The organism is Cryptosporangium phraense (assembly GCF_006912135.1).
GTDB lineage: Bacteria > Actinomycetota > Actinomycetes > Mycobacteriales > Cryptosporangiaceae > Cryptosporangium > Cryptosporangium phraense.
This window is the reverse complement of record NZ_VIRS01000006.1, coordinates 1-17,194: the sequence shown is the minus strand read 5'-3', so window position 1 is coordinate 17,194 and position 17,194 is coordinate 1. Positions and strand designations below refer to the sequence as shown.

The following is a 17,194-nucleotide window of genomic DNA, read 5'->3' as shown; positions in this document are numbered from 1 at the left end:
GCCGCCCATCACATGGGCGGGTACTAAGGCTCGCCTAACTCTGATATGGGACCGCGGGCCGAATCAGTGAACAAGCTGGTCAGCCTGGGTCGCTTTGCGGGGTTATATCCCGACGCCGAAGCGAACGGCGTCTTATGGGCGGGGTCACAAAAAATCGACGCACGGAGTAGCGTGCGCGAAGAACGGAATAGCCACATATCCGTATTTGTGGCGTTCTTCGTGCGCGTTCTTGGAGGCATTGATGCGTCGGTCCGCAGCGCTCGTCCTGGCGGCTACCGCCCTGGTCGCCGCCGGTTGCGGCGGCACCGATTCGTCCGACGGGCCGGAGACGGCGGCCTCCGGCGCTCTGGAGGCGCCGCAGCCGATCACGGCGCAGGGAACGTTCAGCGGATATTCGCCCGGCCGCAAAGCCGTCTCGTACGACTCCGCGCTGGTGCCGTCGGGCGCCACCGCGCACCTGGTGATCGGGCAGGTCGTCGACACCACGACCGTGACGCTGTCGGTCACCGGGCTGCTGCCGAACCGCACCTACGGGGCGCACCTGCACACGAAGCCGTGCGGCGCGACCGGCGAGGCCGCCGGCCCGCACTACCAGCACCGGATGGACCCGGCCGCCTCCGCGTCGCCGCCGTCGGTGAACCCGGCCTACGCGAACGCCCAGAACGAGGTGTGGCTCGACGTCACGACCGACTCGCAGGGCGACGGCGAGAGCAAGAGCACTCAGATGTGGGTGTTCACCGAGACCCCGAAGTCGCTGGTCATCCACGCCGACAAGACCCAGACCATGGCCGGCCGAGCCGGCACCGCCGGCAAACGAGTCGCCTGCCTGAGCGTCAACTCCTGAAAGCGTGGTGCAGCGCTACTATTCCGCCGGTCAAGTTGCGCCAGCGGACCTTGCTCCAGCCGGTGGCGGCGACCGTGTGGGCCAGGTCTTCCTGGGTGGGCCAGGCGCGGATCGACTCGGCCAGGTAGACGTACGCGTCCGGGGCGCTGCTCACCGTGCGGGCGACCCGCGGTAGCGCCTTCATCAGGTACTCGGTGTAGACCGTGCGGAACGGCGCCCAGGTCGGGTGGCTGAACTCGAGCACGACGAGGCGGCCCCCGGGCTTGGTGACCCGCGCCATCTCGGCCAGCCCGGCCTTCGTGTCGGCCACGTTGCGCAGCCCGAACGAGATCGTCACCGCGTCGAACGTCGCATCGGGGAACGGCAGGTGCATCGCGTCGCCGGCCACCAGGGGGACGCCCCGGTCGCGGCCCTCGCGCAGCATCCCGAGCGAGAAGTCGCAGGCGACCACGTCGGCGCCGGAGTGCGCCAGCTCGGCGGTGGAGACCGCGGTACCGGCGGCGAGGTCGAGGCACCGCTCCCCCGGCCGCAGGTCGAGCACGTCGGCGGTGATCGCGCGCCACCGCCGGTCCTGCGCGAACGAGAGCACCGTGTTCGTGAGGTCGTAGCGAGCCGCGACCTGATCGAACATCGCCGCAACGTCGCCCGGCCGCTTGTCCAGTGATGCCCGCGTCATGCGCACAGCCTAATCGCCACTTTCGCCGAACCTCTGGCCCGGTTGTTTAACCAGCGAGTAACCTACTGGCGCGTAAGGTTCCGACTCGAGGGAGCTCCGCCATGTCGTTGGCCGAGATAGACCCGAAGAAGATCAGCGTCGAGGAGTTCGAGGCGCTCCTGGCGTCCGCGTCCGAGGAGAACCTCGACGACGTCGATCCGGCCGCGTTCGCCCGGCTGATCGGCCGCGCCCGGCGCGACCAGCTCGACGCGGTGATGAAGAGCCCACTGCGGACGGCCGTCCTCGACCAGATCCTCCGGCGCTTCGCCGAGCACTACCGCGCCGGTCAGCCCCGGGCCCGGAAGGTCATCCACTGGAAGGTGACCGGCGGCCCGGACGGGAGCACCGACGAGTTCGAGCTCGTGCTGCACGGCGATCGCTGCGACGTGAACGCGTCGCCGGAGCACGAGGCCGACACGACGATCATCCTCGGCGGCCCCGAGTTCCTGCTGCTCACGTCGGGCAACGGCAAGCCGACGACGATGTTCATGACCGGGAAGCTCAAGGTGCGGGGCGACCTGGGCCTGGCCGCGGTGCTGGCCAAGATCTTCGAGATCCCGGGCTGACCCGTGTACACCACCCAGCTCGCCTCGACGCTGATCAAGGCCGGCGTCATCGCGCCCGGGCGCCCGGACCGCGTCGCCAAGCAGCTCGCCGCCCTCCGCAGCTGGGGCCTGAGCCTGGCCGGCGGCTACACCAGCGCCGCCGCCCGCGACCCCGACCGGATCGCGCTGATCGACGAACGGCGCCAGGTCACGTTCGCCGAGCTCATCGATCGCGCCACCCGCATCTCGCAGGGCCTGGCCCAGCGAGGCGTGCAGGGCAGGACCCGGGTCGCCGTGCTGTGCCGCAACCACGCCGGTCTGATCGAGGCGCTGGTCGCCAGCGCCATGCTCGGCGCCGACACCGTGCTGATGAACACCGGCCTCTCCGGCAGCCAGCTCCAGGCGGTGCTGCGCGAGCAGAAGGTCGAACTGCTCATCGCCGACGACGAGTTCGTCCGGCTCATCGGCGGTCCGCCGCCCGGCGTCCCCCTGGTCGTGGCCTGGGACGAAGACGGCGGGCACACGACGCTCGAGGACCTCGTCGGCGGGAACCCCGGCGGCCGGGCCGCGCCGCCCGAGATCGTCGGGCGGACGATCGTGCTGACCTCGGGCACCACCGGCGCGCCGAAAGGCGCGCGACGGCCGCCGCCGCACGGGCTCGGGGCCCTCGCGTCGATCCTGTCGAAGATCCCGCTGAAGGTGCGGGACACGATCGCGATCCCGGCGCCGCTGTTCCACACCTGGGGATTCGCCGGGCTGCAGGTCGGGATGGGGCTGCGGGCGACGCTCGTGCTGCGCCGCCGGTTCGATCCCGAGACCGCGCTCGCCGATCTGGCCGACCACCACGCCAACGGCGTCTTCGTCGTCCCGATCATGATGCAGCGGATGCTGGAGCTGTCGCCCGACGTCCGGGCGAAGTACGACCTGAGCGCGCTGCGCGCGGTAGCGAGCAGCGGGTCGGCGCTGATCGGGGACTTCGCGCTGCACTTCATGGACGCGTTCGGCGACGTCCTCTACAACCTGTACGGGTCGACCGAGGTGTCGTGGGCGACGATCGCGACGCCGGCCGACCTCCGCCGGGCTCCGCGCACCGCGGGCGGCAAGCCGCTCGGTACCCGGATCGCGATCCTGGACGCCGAGGGGCGCGAGCTGCCGGTCGGGACGCCGGGGCGGATCTTCGTGGCCAACGGGATGTTGTTCGAGGGCTACACGAACGGCGCGGGCAAAGAGGTCAAGGACGGGTTCATGAGCACCGGGGACGTCGGGCACCTCGACGACACGGGGTTGTTGTTCGTGGACGGCCGCGACGACGACATGATCGTGTCGGGCGGCGAGAACGTGTTCCCGCGCGAGGTCGAGAACATCCTGACCGAGGCGGCCGAGGTCCGCGAGGTCGCGGTGCTCGGGGTGCCCGACCCGGAGTGGGGCCAGCGGCTGGTCGCGTACGTGGTGCTCCACGAGGGCTCCGCGCTGGACGCGGAGGGCGTGCGTGAGCTGGTGAAGGCCCGGGCGGCCCGATACTGCGTGCCCCGGGACGTGCACTTCCTGCCCGAGCTACCGCGCAACGCCACCGGGAAGGTCGTCCCGCGGCTGCTCCGCGGGGTGTGACGCGAAATCGGGGTCTCAGCGCGCGCTGAGACCCCGCTTCGTCGTCAGGCGACGCGGTCCACGGCGGCGGACGCCAGCTCTCGCAGCGCGTCGCGGCCCTCCCGGGTCAGCGGTGCGGCGTCGAGCACGGCCAGCGCGTGCGCGCACCGCTCCTCGATCATCCGCTCGACCAGGTCGCACGCGCCCGAGTCGACGATCACCCCGCGCAGCGCGTCCACGTCGACGTCCGGGGTGCCCAGCTGCGATTCGAGCAGCTCGGTACCCGCCGCCGACGCGTTCGAGCGGGTCAGCGCGATCAGAGCGGTCTGCTTGCCCTCGCGCAGGTCTTCCCCCGACGGCTTGCCGGTCACCGCGCTGTCACCGAACACCCCGAGCAGGTCGTCGCGGAGCTGGAACGCCTCGCCGATCGGCAGCGCGAACGCGGTGTACGCGTCCACCACCGCGACCGGCGCGCCGGCCACCGCCGCGCCCAGGTGCAGCGGAGCCTCCACCGTGTACTTGCCGCTCTTGTACTGGGCGATCCGCAGCGCGCGGTCCAGCGACACCCCGCCCCGGGTCGGCGCCGCGATGTCGAGGTACTGCCCGGCCATCAGCTCCAGCCGCATCGACGCGAACACGTCCCGCGCCCGGGCCCCGGCGCCGGACGACGTCAGCATCTGCTCCGAGAGCACGAGCAGGAGATCGCCGAGCAGGATCGCGGTCGCCGTCCCGTACCGGTCGGCGTCGCCGTGCCGCCCGCCGGCCCGGTGCGCCGCCGCCAGCGCCCGGTGCGCCGACGGGCGTCCGCGACGCAGGTCGGAGTCGTCCATCACGTCGTCGTGGATCAGCGCGAACGCGTGCAGCAGCTCCAGCGACGCGGCCGCCCGGACCAGCGACTCGTCGTCCGGGGCCCCGGCGGCCCGGGCGCCCCAGTACGCGAACAGCGGCCGGAGGCGCTTGCCCCCGGACAGCACCGCGGCCTGCAGCGGCGCGTCGAGGTCGGACAGCTCCTCGCCCACCCGGCCCAGCACCCCGGTGTAGTCGGCGAGGAAGTCTTCCAGCACCAGGCCGACGCGCGCCCGGACGTCGACGCTCGTCGGTCTGGGTTTCGGCACGCTTGCCCGCCGTGGGGTAGTGCTGGTTCGCGTGCTCATCCTCGACCTCGTCCCGGTTGGCGGCGCATCGCTTCTGAGTCGATTCCTATCGTGAGAGGCGCCGGCCCGCATCTCGAGAAGCTCCGGTTCCGGTCGGGCCGCCGAGCGCCGCCAGCACGCCCTCCACGGCTTCGACCAGCGTCGTCGGCAGGGCGACCCCACTCGGCATCCGTCGGCGCGAGGCCAGCCAGCCCGGCCCGGCGGCCACCATCCGCACCGGACGCCCGAGGGCGGCCAGCCGCGTGAAGACGGTCGGATCGGCGGTGTCCGGTATCTGCGACCAGAGCACGACGACGGCCGGCCCGGTGCGACGCACGGCCTCGACCATCGCGTCGGTCGGCACCCGGGCGCCGAGGATCCGGGTACCGCGCCGGGCTTCGCGCAGGGCCGCGGCCAGCGCTTCGAGCGGCAGCGTGTGCTGTTCGTCCTCGACCGACGCGAGCAGCGTCCGAGGTGGCGCGAGGGCCGGGATCGGTTCGTCGTTGTTCCGCGACCGGCGCGGGCCGGACGGGCCCGGCACCACCATCCGCAGCTCGGTCGAGATGTGCCACGACAGCAGGTGTTCGATCTCGACGACGCTGTGCCCGGCCTGCCAGCGCTGGCCCAGCGCCGACAGCACCGGCACCAGCACTTCGGTCCAGGTCAGCACCGTGCCGTAGGTGCGCAGACAGGTCCGGATCTCTTCCGCGATCGCGTCCGAGTCCATGCTGCCGGCGGCCCGGGCCAGCCCGCGGGCAGCGGCCTGGGCCAGCCCCACCGGCATGACCCGGCGGCTGGGCACCCGCGCGGCCGGCCGTGCAGACGGTTCGGTCAGCTCATCGGCCCTGGCCGCCAGCGCGGTGCGGGCGGCGTCGGCCGGTGACACGCCCTGGAACGTCAGCCGGCGCATCATCTCCAGCCGGCGGACGTCTTCCGCGGAGTAGCGCCGGTGCCGCCCGGCCTCGTGCTCGGTGGGCCCGAGGCCGTAGCGCTGATCCCAGGTGCGCAGGGTGGTGACGGCGACGCCGAGACGCCTCGCGACCGCTCCCGCGGTCAGGCGCGGTCCCGCCCAGGAAGCGCGCACCGCCCCTTCGTCACTCGCCACCCATGAATGATCTCGCGTCCAGCGCCATTCCGCGCGCTGAGATCAGCTCGCCTCGACCAACGGAAGGTTCCGGCCGACGCCGCCACCAGGCAACGCGGTCGACGCGAAGTGCGACACGATGTGGTCGTCGCTCGGGTCGTTCGCCGGGTCCTCATGCACGACGAGGTGGTCGTAGAGCGTGTCGCGCTGGGCCGGCGTCCGCCCGGCGCTGCGCATCAGGTGGATCAGCTCGGTGCGGTTCGACCGGTGCTTGGCCCCGGCGCTGGACACCACGTTCTCCTCGAGCATCACCGAGCCGAGGTCGTCCGCGCCGTAGTGGAGCGTCAGCTGGCCGATGTCCTTGCCGGTCGTCAGCCACGAGCCCTGCAGGTGCCGGACGTTGTCGAAGAACAGCCGGGCGGTTGCGACCAGGCGGAGATACTCCAGGCTGGTGGCCTGCGTCTTGCCCTTCAGGTGGTTGTTCTCGGGCTGGTACGTCCAGGGGATGAACGAGCGGAAACCGCCGGTGCGGTCTTGCACGTCACGGATCATCCGCATGTGCTCGATGCGCTCGGCGTTCGTCTCGCCGGTGCCCATCATGAACGTCGCGGTCGACTCGACGCCGAGCCCGTGCGCGGTCTCCATCACCTCGAGCCAGCGCTCACCCGACTCCTTGAGCGGCGCGATCACCTTCCGCGGACGCTCGACCAGGATCTCCGCCCCGGCCCCGGCGAACGAGTCGAGCCCGGCCGCGTGGATGCGGGTGATCGACTCCTCGATCGACACCCCGGAGACGCGGGACATGTGCTCGACCTCGGACGCGCCGAGCGAGTGCAGCGTCAGCGACGGGAAGTCGCGCTTGATCGCGCTGAACACCGTCTCGTAGTACTCGACGCCGTACTCCGGGTGATGGCCACCCTGGAGCATGATCTGCGTCGCACCGAGCTTCACGGCCTCGTCGCAGCGGCGCAGGATCTCGTCGAGATCGTGCGACCAGCCTTCCTTGTGCTTCGGCGCGCGGTAGAACGCGCAGAACTTGCACGCGGTGACGCAGACGTTCGTGTAGTTGATGTTCCGGTCGATGATGTACGTCGCGATGTGGGCGATGTCGCCGTACATCCGCCGCCGGACCGTGTCGGCCGCCTCGCCGAGCCCGTGCAGCGGGGCGTCGGTGTAGAGCAGCAACGCCTCGTCCGGCGAGATGCGGCCGCCGTCAGCGGCGCGCTGGAGGATGTCGGCAGTGGCAGCGGTTCCGGTCACGAAGTCGAGGGTACCCGGGCTTCCATGCAGAAGATCGAGGTCCAGCCGTTGGGCGAACACGAGTACGCGGTCACGCTCACCGAGGGTGCTGCAGGCACAGACACGACGAACCACCATGTCACGGTCCCGGACGACCTGTTCGACGAGCTGGTTCCGGTGCCGGACGGTCTGTCGGAGGCCGACCTGGTGCGCGAGTCGATCGCCTACCTGCTCGACCGGGTCCCCGGCGACGCGATCGAGCACGAGGTCGACCTGGAGGAGATCGCCGACACCCACGACGACTACTCGTCCGAGGTCGTCTCCCGCCTGGGTCTGGCTTAGCGGACGGTCACGTCGACGGAGTGCCAGCCCTGTGAGCCGTCCGGGGCGGGCGGCTCGTACTGCTCGGGCTGGGTCACCCCGTCGGCGTTCGTCGCCCGGACGCTGATCACGTGATCTCCGGAGCCGGAGGGCTTCCAGTCCCAGCGCCACTGACGCCAGGTGTCGATCGAGTCCTGGGCGGCCAGCGTCGCCTGCTGCCAGGGGCCGTCGTCGACTTTGAGCTCCACCTTCGCGATGCCCACGTGCTGGGCCCAGGCCACGCCGGCCACCGTCACCGTGTCGGACACCTTCGCTCCGGCCCGGGGCGTGTCGATCCGGGACGCGACCTTGATCGGCGCCTGCTGCGCCCAGCCGCGCGGGACCCAGTACGCGTCGAAGTCGCTGAACCGGCTCAGCTCCAGGTCGACCAGCCACTTCGTCGCCGACACGTACCCGTACAGGCCGGGTACGACCATCCGCACCGGGAATCCGTGCGCCACCGGCAGTGGCTCGCCGTTCATGCCGACCGCGATCAGCGCGTCCCGCCCGTCCCGGCAGGCCGCCGTCGGGGTTCCGCAGGTCCAGCCGTCGGCCGAGCGGCCGACGAGCTGATCCGCGTCGGGGTCCGGCTCGACCTCGTCCAACAGGTCCTTCAGTCGGACGCCCAGCCAGCGCGCGTTTCCGACCAGGTCACCGCCGACGTCGTTGGAGACGCAGGTGAGCGTGACGTCGCGCTCGACCAGGGGCCGGTCGAGGAGGTCCTGGTAGGTGAACTCCATTTCGCGGGCGACGCGGCCGTGGATCCGGAGCTTGTAGTTCTTGGGGTTCACCTGGGGGAGCACGAACGCGGTGTCGACCCGGTAGAAGTCGCTGTTCGGGGTGAAGAGCGGGCTGACGCCCTCGGCGTCGAGCTTCGCGCCGGCCGGGAGCGGGGGCGCCGGGTCGGCGGGTTTCGGCAGCGTGATCGCGGCGCGCTCCTCGCTGACCCCGCGCCACCGCCCGATCAGCCGCCCTCCACCCCCGACGACCGCGGCCGCCGCCGTGGTGCCGGCCGCCAGGTAGAGAAACGATCGCCGCGAACCGGCGCCGCCGCCGAGCGTCGGCAGAGGCGGCGGCGCGACCGGCGCGCCCGCGCGCACGGCGGCGGGCGTGGTCGCGGCGGCAGAGGCGGAGCCGGCCGCACCCCCGACATCGGCCGGCTCCGCGGCCCGGACGGAGTCCTCGACGGCCAGCGCGCGCGGTACCAGCAAAGACAGCACCGCCATGCCGACCCCCGCGCCGACCACGGTCGGCCAGACCGCCATGGTGGTCGAGTCCGGACGCGACGCGGTAGCAAGCACTCCAATTACCGCAAAAGCAACAAATACCAGCAATCCGAACGCTACCCGACGCCTGGCCAGAATTCCCGCCGCCACCGCGATCCCGGCCAGCACGACCAGAATGATCACGGTCAGCACCGGCTTGTCCCAGTGCCCGAGCGTCTGCACCCCGAACTGCTCGAGCGACCGCGGAATCCGGTCGACGATCGCCCCCGACACCGCGGTCACCGGCGACGACGACGGCCCGACGAACGCCGCCACCACCTCGGCCACACCCAGCGCCGACGCCGCCGCAGCGACACCGGCCAGCGCGGGCAGAGCCCACGAACGAGTTCTCACGGACGTCAGCATCGCGCCGAACCGCAACTAGTCAAGCGCCCGGCGCACGGGTGCGCCGGGCGTGCCCGGCGAGGGCGCGCCGCCGTAAGTGACACGGACTAGAGCTGAACGAACTCCGGCCCGGCGGCCGGAAGGGGCGGAACCTCGCCGGCTGCGGCCGCCTTGGCCGCGAACGCCCGCAACCCGTCGACCTGGCGGGCCCCGAGCGAGAAGTCCAGCGTCCGGAAGTAGTTGGCCAGCGTCGCGGCGTCGAACACCTCCCAGCGGGCGGCGTCCGCGGCGACGTCGTCGATCTGGGTCAGGCAGAGGTCACGCGACCGCAGAAAGGCATCGTGGACGTCCTTGACCTGGCCCGGATGGCGCTCGACGAAGTCGCGCCGAGCGGCCCAGACCGCGAACACCATCGGCGACCCGCTCCACTCCCGCCAGGCCGCACCGAGGTCGGTCACGGTCAGCCCCATGTCGGGGCCCTCGTACAGCGCGCGCAGCGCGGCGTCGCCGATCAGGACGCCGGCCTCGGCCTCCTGCATCATCACGCCGAGGTCCGGCGGGCAGACGTAGTACTCGGGCCGGACGCCGTACCGCTCGGCCAGCAGCATCCGGGCCAGCAGCACGCTGGTGCGGCTGGTCGAGCCGAGCGCGACCCGGCGGCCGTCCAGCTCCTCGAGCGGCCGCTGCGACACGATGTTCACCGACAGCACCGGCCCGTCCGAGCCGACCGCGATGTCCGGCAGGAGCAGCAGCTGGTCGGCGTTGCGCAGGTACTCGACCAGGCTGATCGGCCCGATGTCGAGGTCACCGCGGACCAGCGCGTCGTTCAGCCGGTCGGGGGTGTCCTTGCTGAGGTCGACGTCGAGCAGCGCTCCGGTACGGACCAGCCCGTAGTAGATCGGGAGGCAGTTCAGGAACTGGATGTGTCCGACCCGGGGGCGTCGGGGAGCGTCCTGTTTCACTCTCCCGACAGTACGTCGGACTCAGACGACGAGGACGCTGCCCTGGGCGTCGATCCGGTCGGCCTCGGCGTCGTCGAGCCAGACGCCGCCGGTGCCCAGGTAGCGGAAGCGATGCTCGCCGGACGGCAGCGTGAGCGTGACGCTGCGGACTCCGTTGCGTCGCGGGGTCAGCTCGTGCTTGCCCGGCTGCCAGCCGTTGAAGTCCCCGACGACGCTCACCGAGGGCGTCGAGTCGTCGATCGGCAGGCTGAATGTGACCTTGGTCTTGGTGCCGTTCACCGGTGTGCGCTTGAGCACGGACGAACCCCTCTCCCCTTTAGGTCTAATATCGCACGCTTAATGCCCGTTAGACCAGTTTTCATTCGCAGGCAGAATCGGCTCGCGGCGAAGCGTCCGCATGTTCTAGGGTCGTTGGCCTCGACCCCGTCGAAGCCGGGCGTCCCGGAGCGAAGCGCCGGGCCTAGGGCAGTGGGGACCCGTCACCGGTCCCGGAGGCCCACCCATGACATCCCTGGACGCCGAGCTCACCGCCGAGGCGAGCCACCTCGAGACCTCGCGGGCCGCGCTGGCGGCGATGCGGAAGCGGACCGAGGAGCTGACCCGGACCGACGCCGGTGGGGATCCGTTCTCCGCCGAGATGCTGGCCCGAGCGCTCGCGAAGCGGTTGGAGCAGCTGCTCGACGACGGGACCACCCCGCTGTTCTTCGGCCGGCTCGACTTCGGGCCGACCGGGACGCCCTACGCGGGCGAGACGTTTCACGTGGGACGGCGGCATGTCACCGACGTGGCCGGCGATCCGCTGGTCGTCGACTGGCGCGCGCCCGTCTCGACCGCGTTCTACCAGGCCAGCGCCATCGCGCCGGAGGGCGTACGCCGCCGGCGGCGGTTCGGGTTCTCGGCCGGCCGGCTGACGTCGTTCGAGGACGAGCACCTGGAGTCGGGCGAGGAGACCGGGCTGGGCTCCCGGCTGCTGGCCGAGGAGATCGAGCGGCCCCGCGTCGGCCCGATGCGCGACATCGTCGCGACGATCCAGCCCGACCAGGACGCGCTCGTCCGGGCCGGCCTGGAGACCAGCCTCTGCATCCAGGGCGCGCCCGGCACCGGGAAGACCGCGGTCGGGCTGCACCGCGCGGCCTACCTGCTCTACGCCTACCGGGAGCGGCTGAGCCGCTCCGGGGTGCTCGTGGTCGGTCCGAACACCGCGTTCCTGGGGTACATCGCCGAGGTCCTGCCCGCGCTCGGGGAGGTCGACGTCCAACAGCGGACGGTCGGGCAGCTGGTCGCCCGGGTGCCGGTCCGGGGCTCGGACTCGCCCGACGCGCTCGCGGTGAAGGGCGACGCGCGGATGGCCGCGGTGGTGGCCCGGTCGCTGACCGCCGGGCTGGGCACGCCGTCGGCGCCGCTCGTGATCACCGACGGCGTCCGGCTGCGGATCGGGCCGAGCGAGCTCGGGGAGATCGTGGCCGAGGCCCGGACCGCCTACGAGGCAGGGACGCCGTACTCGACCGCGCGGGACCGGGTCGCCCGCCGGGTCGCCGAGCGGTTCCGCCGCCAGGTCGAGCGGCGCGGCGGCTCGCCGACCGACGTCTGGGTGAGCCGGGTGGCCCGGTCGCGTCCGCTGAAGACGTGGCTGGAATCGCTCTGGCCGGCCGCCGATCCGGCCGGGTTGGTGGCGCGGCTGCTCGGGGACCGGTCGCTGCTGGCCCGGGCCGCCGAGGGCCTCCTGTCGGACGCCGAGCAGGACGCGATCGCCTGGGACACGCGCCCGCGCCGCCCCCGCTGGACCGAGGCCGACGCGGTGCTGATCGACGAGGCCGCCGGGCTGCTCGACCGGGTGCCGGGATACGGGCACGTGATCGTCGACGAGGCGCAGGACCTGTCGCCGATGCAGGCGCGGGCGATCGCCCGGCGGTCGGTGTACGGGTCGCTGACCGTGCTGGGTGACCTGGCTCAGGGGACCGCGGTGAACGCGGCCCGGGACTGGCCGACGCTGCTGGGGCACCTGGAGAAGCCGGGCACCGTCGTGACGCCGCTGACCACCGGGTACCGGATGCCGGCCGAGATCGTCGAGTTCGCGAACCGCCTGCTGCCGGCGCTGGGCGCCGACGTTTCGCCGGCGAGGTCGGTCCGCCGGGCGCCCGGCGCGCTCGTCGTCGAGGCGGTCGGAGATCCGATCGCGGCCGCCGTCCGTGCGGCGCGGGCCGCCGTCGCCGAGCCCGGGTCGGTGGCGGTCATCACGGCGGACGCGACGGTCGCGCGCGTCTCCGCGGCCCTGACCGACGCGGGCCTGGCGGTAGCGGACCCACTCGCGGACGCGGGGCCGGACGCGGCCGGGGCGGTGACCGTGTTGCCGGCGACGCTGGCGAAGGGTCTGGAGTTCGACACGGTGATCGTGCTCGAGCCGTCCGAGATCGTCGCGGCCGAGCCGCGGGGGCTCAACCGGCTCTACGTGGTCTTGACTCGGGCGGTTTCGCGGCTGACAGTTCTGCATAGCAGCGCGCTTGACTACCCGTTGGGACGTGTAGATAAGATCGGAGGTGAGTAATGGATTTGCCCCCGAATCGGAAGCAGGTGAGTCCGACGAGCGCTCCCGCTCCTGTCTACGGCCCCGCCACCCTCGATCAGTTCGACCTTCTGCCCGAGGACAACACGCACCGCTACGAGCTGATCGACGGAAGGATCCTCGTGTCGTCCCGCCCGAGGGCCAATCACCAGGTCGTGCTGGTCGAATTACTGGTCGCGCTCCGGCAGGCCCTGCCGGCGGGCTACCTGGTCGTGCCCGAGGTGGAGGTCGAGTTCGACGACCGGCACCAGTGCACGGTGCCCGATCTGCTGGTGATCCGGCCGGGCGTCGACCGAGATGTCGCCCGATTCTTCTCCCGGGATCTGGCTCTCTCTATCGAGATCGTTTCGCCGGGGTCGAAGCGGCTCGACCGGCAGACGAAGCGCCGGATCTACGCCGAAGGGCAGATCCCGGCTTACTGGGTGGTGGAGACCGACCCGTTCAGCATCACCATCCACCAACTGGTCGACGGCTGGTACCAGCTGGCGCAGGTCTTCGACGGCGACGAGTTGGTCGTTACCGGGGCGATCGAGATGAAGCTTGACCTCAGCGCCGCACGGCGGGCGACGCTGGACGACTGACTGCTCGGATCAGGCGGGCCCGTCCTCGTCGCCGGCGAGGGCGGCCCGCAGCTTGGCCTTGTCGGTCTGACGCTGGCTCACCCGACCCTCGACCCGCTGCGCGAACGCCTCCCGCTGCTTACGCAACAGGAAGAACGACAGCGGGGCCGAGAGCAGCAGCGCGCCCAGCACCAGGAACCACGACCGGAACCCGACCAGGAACAAAAGCGCCACACAGGCCACGAACACCATGAACCGGGCCACCGTGTAGAGGAACCCCGGGTGGAGGCGCTCCAGCGTGCTCGTGCTGCCGCCGGTCTCCCGCTCGGTCATGTCAGCTCCACATCGGCTGCGGTTCGGCCCGCCGCTCGGCGAGCGACGTCGGCCCGTCATAGCGTCGCACGACCTCGTACCGGGTGTTCCGCTCGACCGGGGTGAACCCGGCGTCGCGGATCAGGTCGAGCAGCCCCTCGCGGTGCATCGTGTTCGGCGTGCCGTACCGGTCGGCGTCGTGGGTGATCTTGTACTCGACGACCGAGCCGTCGAGGTCGCTGACCCCGTAGTTCAACGACAGCTGGGCGAGCGAGAGCCCGTGCATGACCCAGAAGCACTTCACGTGCGGGATGTTGTCGAACAGCAGCCGGGAGACCGCGAACGTCTTCAGCGACTCGGCCGGCGTCGCCATCTGGGTGCGCGCCTCGAGCACGTTGCGGATCTTGCCGTCGGCCGGCTTCGCCCCGTCGTGCTGGTAGCGCAGCGGGATGAAGACCTGGAACCCGCCGGTCTCGTCCTGCAGCTCGCGCAGGCGGAGCACGTGGTCGACGCGGTGACGCGGCTCCTCGATGTGCCCGTAGAGCATCGTGCACGGCGTCTTCAGGCCCTTGGAGTGGGCCAGCCGGTGGATGCGCGACCAGTCTTCCCAGTGGGTGGCGTGGTCGACGATGTGCTGCCGGACCTCCCAGTCGAAGATCTCGGCGCCGCCGCCGGTCAGCGACTCGAGGCCGGCGTCGATCAGCTCGTCGAGGATCTCGTCGGCGGGGAGGCCGGAGATCTTCTCGAACCAGTGGATCTCGGTCGCGGTGAACGCCTTCAGCGAGACGTTCGGGAGGACTTCCTTGAGCGCCTTCAGCGAGCGCGGGTAGTACCGCCAGGGCAGCGTCGGGTGCAGCCCGTTGACGATGTGCAGCTCGGTGAGGCCCTCGGACTCCATGTCCTTGGCCAGCCGGACGGCCTCTTCGATGCGCATCGTGTACGCGTCCTTCTCGCCCGGCTTGCGCTGGAACGAGCAGTACGCGCACGAGGCGGAGCAGACGTTCGTCATGTTGAGGTGGCGGTTGACGTTGAACACGACGACGTCGCCGTTCTTGGCGGTGCGTACCTCGTGGGCGAGGCCACCGAGCCAGGCCAGGTCGTCGCAGTCGTAGAGCGCGACGCCGTCGTCGTACGAGAGCCGTTCGCCCGCTCGTACCTTCTGCTCGATCTCGCGCTTGAGGCCGGAATCCATGGAGCCCAGCGTACGCGCGGACTCGAGGTGATCCCCACGAGGCGCCGAGCGCGAATACGCATCACGTGTCCGATACGTGACTATTTGCGTATTACTTGCTATACCCGATTGGTGTTCTCAGACGGACATACGCTCGGACACTTCGCCTGATGGGCGGCGCTCACCGGGGGCCGCGGCGGGCCCGGCTCTCGATCGTGGTCGGCACCGCCGCGCTGACGTTGGCCGCCACCACCGCGCCGGCCGCGTCCGCGGCGACCACCGGCAACCCGGCGACCGCGCCGGTCGTTGGCCTCGGCTCGCCCAGCGAGGGAGCGGCGACAGCTCGGCTCGGCGTGGCGGGTGGGGCGCCGGGGGTTCGGGTGCGGCCGGCTACGGATCCGGTGCTCGCGCGGATCGCCCGCGAGTCCGCGGCGGCCGAGGCGCTGGCCGAGGAACTGTCCGACGCCCAGGTCAAGCTGAGCTCTCTGCAGGCCACGTACGACCGGGCCGCCGCCGCGGTGACCGACGCGGCGGTCAAGACCGCCGGGGCCCGGGCCGGGGCCGAGGCCTGGGCCCGCGCGTCGTTCATCGCCGAGGCCGTCCGGCCCCGGAGCCTGGTGACCGACCCGCGGTCCGCCATGCTCGGCCAGCCCGGCGTCCCGACGATCGGCACCGCCGCCATCGATCTGGACGTCGCCAGAGCGCGCGAACAGCTGCGGGGTGAAGTGGCCGCGCACGCCGCCGAGGAGGTCCAGAGCCAGAGCGTGCTGATCGACGCGCTCCGGCGCAATCTGGCCGCCCGCTCGGCGACCATCCGGCGATTGCGCGCGGCGCGGGCGTCCGCATTGATCGAATTGAACCGGGAGAAGGACGCCGCGAACGCGGCGCTGGCCAAGAAGTACCTGCGCGACGCGGACGGGTCCGCCGCGAAGGCGGCGCTGACCGCGGTCGGGTACGCGTTGGACCAGCGCGGGAAGCCGTACGAGTGGGGCGCGGAAGGCCCGGACCGGTTCGACTGCTCCGGCCTGGTGCAGATGGCGTACAAAGCGGCGGACGTCTCGGTGCCGCGCACCGCGCGGCCGCAGTACCGGGCGAGTGTTCCGGTGTCGGTGACCGCGTTGCTGCCCGGTGACCTGCTGTTCTTTGCGACGGATCGGAGCGACTGGAACACGATCCATCACGTCGGGGTGTATCTCGGCCGGGGGCTGATGGTGCACGCGCCGACCGAGGGCGACGTGGTGCGGGTGGCGCCGGTGTGGTGGTCGGAGTTCTTTGCGGCTGGTCGGGTGGTGCCGGGGCGGCTCGACGGGCGCCGCTCGACGTTGCCGTACGCGTCGGCTCTGCGGCCCGACCGTCCGCGTGCGACGCATCGCGAGGGTTCGTCCGCCCGCCGCGCGAAGGCGCCCCGGACCGAGGCTCAGCCGAAGCCGGAGGCTCCGCCGCGGTCCGCGGGGCGGCCCGAGTCCGGGCAGCGGGGCAAGTCCGCGGGGCGGGCGGGGGAGCCGGTGGAGCCTTCGACGCCTCGGGATCCGGCCGCGCCGACGGAGCCGCGAACTCCGGTCACAGCCGCCCGCGGACGTTGATTCCGCACCGGGCGTAACGCGTCGACTGCGAATCTTCCGATCTTTGGCCCCCGAACAGGGGTTCTGTCAGCTGCACAACGGAAATGCTGACCCTCACCTGGCACCGTTTCCCCGGGCCTGGAACCGTGTCGTACGGAGCCCGGACGTCGAGAGGTGGGAGACAGTCATGACCGAGGAGGAAGAGGGCCCCCGGACCGTGCGGCTCGATCCGTCGCAGCTGCCGGGTGGCGCCCGCTTCACACCGCCGGTCATTCCGGAGCAGCGTCCGGCCGACGCGCCGGCGTCAGCGCCCGCACCGGTCGACGAGCGGCTCGCGCCGCCTACCGCCGAGGAGCTGAACGAGGAGATGGGGCCGGGTGCGCGGACCCGGATCGCCCCGCTGCCGCCCGAGATCGCCGCCCGCCTCGACGAGGCTCGCCCAGGCGAGATCCGACCCACCGAAGTCCCGCCCGGCGCAATCCAGCCCGGCGCAATCCGGCCCGGCGCAATCCAGCCCGACGCCGCGCGCTCCGAGCAGACCGCGATCCATCGTTCGCCGAGCGCCCCGGATCCCGCGGCCCAGACCGCGATCCACCGCTCGCCGGTCCCGCCGCCCGCGGTCGACCAGCCCCGAGCCCACGCGGCCGGCCCGGCCTCGCTCGAGCAGACCCGGATCCGCCCGACGAGCCCGGCCCCCGCTCGCGAGGCTCCCTCCGCGCCGACCCCTCCGGCCTCGGTCGAGCAGACCCGGATCAGCCCCGCGATCCCCTCGAACCCGCCCGCCGGCCAGCAGGCCGCCACGGCGCCCCCGGCGCCCCCGGCGCCCCCAGCGCCCACGGCACCCCCGGCCGCGGGGAAGGCCTCGGTCCCCGAGCCGGTCGCGCCGCCGCGCCCGCCGGCCGGCGCCCGCGCCGCCGCGCGGATCCCCCCCCCCCCCCCCCCCCCCG

Annotated in this window: 16 protein-coding genes and 1 pseudogene; 8 read left to right on the top strand and 9 right to left on the bottom strand. The window is 71.9% G+C overall.

All coding sequences use genetic code 11. The features are described from left to right. The first annotated feature begins 241 nt into the window (after positions 1-241). Complete coding sequence (locus FL583_RS10355) at positions 242-844, top strand: superoxide dismutase family protein (RefSeq protein ID WP_142704361.1); 603 nt, start codon at positions 242-244, stop codon at positions 842-844. Here FL583_RS10355 and FL583_RS10350 read toward each other — a convergent pair. Next, positions 834-1,520 carry a demethylmenaquinone methyltransferase gene (locus tag FL583_RS10350; protein ID WP_142704360.1) on the bottom strand — a complete coding sequence of 229 codons (687 nt, stop codon included), beginning with the start codon at positions 1,518-1,520 and terminating at the stop codon, positions 834-836. The genes FL583_RS10355 and FL583_RS10350 overlap by 11 nt on opposite strands. Before the next feature lie 101 nt (positions 1,521-1,621). On the opposite strand from FL583_RS10350, the gene FL583_RS10345 reads away from it, so the two are divergent. Both FL583_RS10345 and FL583_RS10340 read left to right on the top strand, forming a co-directional pair. Further along, entirely contained in the window at positions 1,622-2,125 is a 504-nt protein-coding gene (locus FL583_RS10345; RefSeq protein WP_142704359.1) for an SCP2 sterol-binding domain-containing protein, read from the top strand. A 3-nt stretch (positions 2,126-2,128) separates the two neighbouring features. After that, positions 2,129-3,712: an AMP-binding protein gene (locus FL583_RS10340; RefSeq protein WP_142704358.1), complete on the top strand. Its 1,584-nt coding sequence runs from the start codon at positions 2,129-2,131 to the stop codon at positions 3,710-3,712. A gap of 44 nt (positions 3,713-3,756) precedes the next feature. Here FL583_RS10340 and FL583_RS10335 read toward each other — a convergent pair whose 3' ends face one another. The 3 genes from FL583_RS10335 to mqnC all read right to left on the bottom strand — a co-directional run bounded on the left by FL583_RS10335 (position 3,757) and on the right by mqnC (position 7,168). Next, entirely contained in the window at positions 3,757-4,806 is a 1,050-nt protein-coding gene (locus tag FL583_RS10335; RefSeq protein ID WP_205752003.1) for a polyprenyl synthetase family protein, read from the bottom strand. A gap of 85 nt (positions 4,807-4,891) precedes the next feature. Continuing rightward, a complete protein-coding gene (locus FL583_RS10330; protein WP_205752002.1) occupies positions 4,892-5,929 on the bottom strand; it encodes a MerR family transcriptional regulator in 1,038 nt (345 codons plus the stop codon). Positions 5,930-5,971: 42 nt separating this feature from the next. After that, positions 5,972-7,168: a cyclic dehypoxanthinyl futalosine synthase gene (gene mqnC / locus FL583_RS10325; protein ID WP_240746648.1), complete on the bottom strand. Its 1,197-nt coding sequence runs from the start codon at positions 7,166-7,168 to the stop codon at positions 5,972-5,974. Between the two features lie 24 nt (positions 7,169-7,192). Here mqnC and FL583_RS40030 point away from each other — a divergent pair, with 24 nt between their 5' ends. Next, positions 7,193-7,489, top strand: coding sequence for a hypothetical protein (locus FL583_RS40030; protein ID WP_170323580.1), 297 nt, complete (start codon positions 7,193-7,195; stop codon positions 7,487-7,489). Here FL583_RS40030 and FL583_RS10320 read toward each other — a convergent pair. The 3 genes from FL583_RS10320 to FL583_RS10310 form a co-directional block, all read right to left on the bottom strand. Beyond that, complete coding sequence (locus FL583_RS10320) at positions 7,486-9,126, bottom strand: molybdopterin-dependent oxidoreductase (protein WP_205752001.1); 1,641 nt, start codon at positions 9,124-9,126, stop codon at positions 7,486-7,488. The two genes, FL583_RS40030 and FL583_RS10320, sit on opposite strands and share 4 nt — an antisense overlap. A gap of 98 nt (positions 9,127-9,224) precedes the next feature. Beyond that, positions 9,225-10,079, bottom strand: a complete 855-nt coding sequence (locus FL583_RS10315; protein ID WP_142704354.1) for a menaquinone biosynthetic enzyme MqnA/MqnD family protein — start codon at positions 10,077-10,079, stop codon at positions 9,225-9,227. Positions 10,080-10,100: 21 nt separating this feature from the next. After that, positions 10,101-10,376 (bottom strand): isoamylase early set domain-containing protein, encoded by a 276-nt coding sequence (locus FL583_RS10310; protein ID WP_142704353.1) that lies wholly within the window; start codon positions 10,374-10,376, stop codon positions 10,101-10,103. A gap of 205 nt (positions 10,377-10,581) precedes the next feature. On the opposite strand from FL583_RS10310, the gene FL583_RS10305 reads away from it, so the two are divergent. Then, entirely contained in the window at positions 10,582-12,624 is a 2,043-nt protein-coding gene (locus tag FL583_RS10305) for a HelD family protein (protein ID WP_142704352.1), read from the top strand. Further along, the gene (locus tag FL583_RS10300; RefSeq protein ID WP_142704351.1) at positions 12,624-13,223 is read left to right on the top strand and encodes a Uma2 family endonuclease; all 600 of its coding nucleotides are present in this window, start codon (positions 12,624-12,626) and stop codon (positions 13,221-13,223) included. The genes FL583_RS10305 and FL583_RS10300 overlap by 1 nt, the downstream gene beginning before the upstream one ends. 9 nt (positions 13,224-13,232) lie before the next feature. Here FL583_RS10300 and FL583_RS10295 read toward each other — a convergent pair whose 3' ends face one another. Then, positions 13,233-13,535, bottom strand: coding sequence for a DUF4229 domain-containing protein (locus FL583_RS10295; protein WP_142704350.1), 303 nt, complete (start codon positions 13,533-13,535; stop codon positions 13,233-13,235). A gap of 1 nt (position 13,536) precedes the next feature. Further along, entirely contained in the window at positions 13,537-14,706 is a 1,170-nt protein-coding gene (mqnE, locus tag FL583_RS10290; RefSeq protein ID WP_142704349.1) for an aminofutalosine synthase MqnE, read from the bottom strand. 149 nt (positions 14,707-14,855) lie between these two features. Here mqnE and FL583_RS10285 point away from each other — a divergent pair, with 149 nt between their 5' ends. Beyond that, positions 14,856-16,268, top strand: a complete 1,413-nt coding sequence (locus tag FL583_RS10285) for a C40 family peptidase (RefSeq protein ID WP_142704348.1) — start codon at positions 14,856-14,858, stop codon at positions 16,266-16,268. Between the two features lie 166 nt (positions 16,269-16,434). Then, a pseudogene (locus tag FL583_RS42415) lies at positions 16,435-17,194 on the top strand (hypothetical protein); the annotation flags it as partial.

Excerpts from the sequence above, each read along its gene's own strand:
- FL583_RS10305 (WP_142704352.1), top strand. The coding sequence starts at position 10,582 with ATGACATCCCTGGACGCCGAGCTCACCGCCGAGGCGAGCCACCTCGAG.
- FL583_RS10295 (WP_142704350.1), bottom strand. The coding sequence starts at position 13,535 with ATGACCGAGCGGGAGACCGGCGGCAGCACGAGCACGCTGGAGCGCCTC.
- FL583_RS40030 (WP_170323580.1), top strand. The coding sequence starts at position 7,193 with ATGCAGAAGATCGAGGTCCAGCCGTTGGGCGAACACGAGTACGCGGTC.
- FL583_RS10285 (WP_142704348.1), top strand. The coding sequence starts at position 14,856 with ATGGGCGGCGCTCACCGGGGGCCGCGGCGGGCCCGGCTCTCGATCGTG.
- mqnE (WP_142704349.1), bottom strand. The coding sequence starts at position 14,706 with ATGGATTCCGGCCTCAAGCGCGAGATCGAGCAGAAGGTACGAGCGGGC.
- FL583_RS10300 (WP_142704351.1), top strand. The coding sequence starts at position 12,624 with ATGGATTTGCCCCCGAATCGGAAGCAGGTGAGTCCGACGAGCGCTCCC.
- FL583_RS10355 (WP_142704361.1), top strand. The coding sequence starts at position 242 with ATGCGTCGGTCCGCAGCGCTCGTCCTGGCGGCTACCGCCCTGGTCGCC.
- FL583_RS10345 (WP_142704359.1), top strand. The coding sequence starts at position 1,622 with ATGTCGTTGGCCGAGATAGACCCGAAGAAGATCAGCGTCGAGGAGTTC.
- FL583_RS10350 (WP_142704360.1), bottom strand. The coding sequence starts at position 1,520 with ATGACGCGGGCATCACTGGACAAGCGGCCGGGCGACGTTGCGGCGATG.